1 protein-coding gene is annotated in these 1,074 nt (G+C 34.8%); it reads right to left on the reverse strand.

Annotated features, from left to right (window positions below; all coding sequences use genetic code 11):
- Positions 1-390: 390 nt before the first annotated feature.
- Complete coding sequence (locus G561_RS0113635; RefSeq protein WP_028860008.1) at positions 391-708, reverse strand: hypothetical protein; 318 nt, start codon at positions 706-708, stop codon at positions 391-393.
- Positions 709-1,074: the final 366 nt, after the last annotated feature.

Below are 1,074 nucleotides of genomic sequence, written 5' to 3' on the forward strand. Positions count from 1 at the left end.
CATCTCATTGTCCTTGGTCTTCTTGGTCGAAAACTTTAAGGATAGTGAGGTGTCATTTTTTTTCAACCCCTAAAAGTGTTGAGAGTGGGGTTATTTATATATTGTGGGAAACTAGTAGAAGGCTGTTTTTATAAGAAGAGCTAGCACACCTATTCCCAAGCCATCGAATCTGATTTAATTATATCTGCGGTGAACCAATCAGGTGCTTTCACTGGTTAGGCTCCCTAGTGAGGACTTGAATTTTTGGCTGTGTGCTATATACGATAGTAGATACAGCCATCAAGATTATGACAGTGTACTTGGTGGTGTACATGAAATTAATACACCAGACCTAACTTCCATACATTTATCTTTCTTCATTCTCGGGCATATATAAATCACCACCACTTTCTATAATTTCGTTACCAATTTTTTGCATATAAAATCAACACTTTCTTCATCTTGCCGATCAAACTCGTAAACAAAATTACCTATAAATTCATTAACTGGATAGTTGTACTTATAAATAACAATACTAATCTCATTCTGAAGGTCAAAAAGGCTTCTGATGATCTCTTTAGCGCTATCGGCATCTAGATTTTCTATAGAAGCTAACCTTTTTTTAATTTCGCTTTCATAGTATCTCAATACAGAATTTATCTCTGATTTACTTTTAGTGTATAAATCTAAAGCCTCTATAAGTGTAAGAATGCGTTCATCCATCATCATCTTCTCTCATTTTAATCATTTACTTATCTTCAGATAACTTATTAGGGTATACCCTAGCGGAACCATCTAAAAACGCCTTATAAAATATTAATAGACCACCTAAAATAGACCGTTATAATAAAACCACTTATAACAGACTATTTTGGGTGTTTGCGTTTATTAAACCCTCAAACTGTCACTTCACGAAGTACTATCCTCCCATATCTGCAACAAATCACATCCCCCTTAAGTAAAAGGGTATCCTGAAAATATACACTCTAAGTCAAACGTATAATAATGTTCAATGATTGAACGCTCAAAAAAAGCAATTTAGCAGGGAGTGACACTTGAAATTAACAGTTACGGACGCGGCTAAACAGTGGGGTA

The sequence above is a fragment of the Psychrobacter phenylpyruvicus DSM 7000 = NBRC 102152 genome (assembly GCF_000685805.1).
In the GTDB taxonomy this organism is placed as follows: Bacteria; Pseudomonadota; Gammaproteobacteria; order Pseudomonadales; family Moraxellaceae; genus Psychrobacter; species Psychrobacter phenylpyruvicus.

Excerpts from the sequence above, each read along its gene's own strand:
- G561_RS0113635 (WP_028860008.1), bottom strand. The coding sequence starts at position 708 with ATGATGATGGATGAACGCATTCTTACACTTATAGAGGCTTTAGATTTA.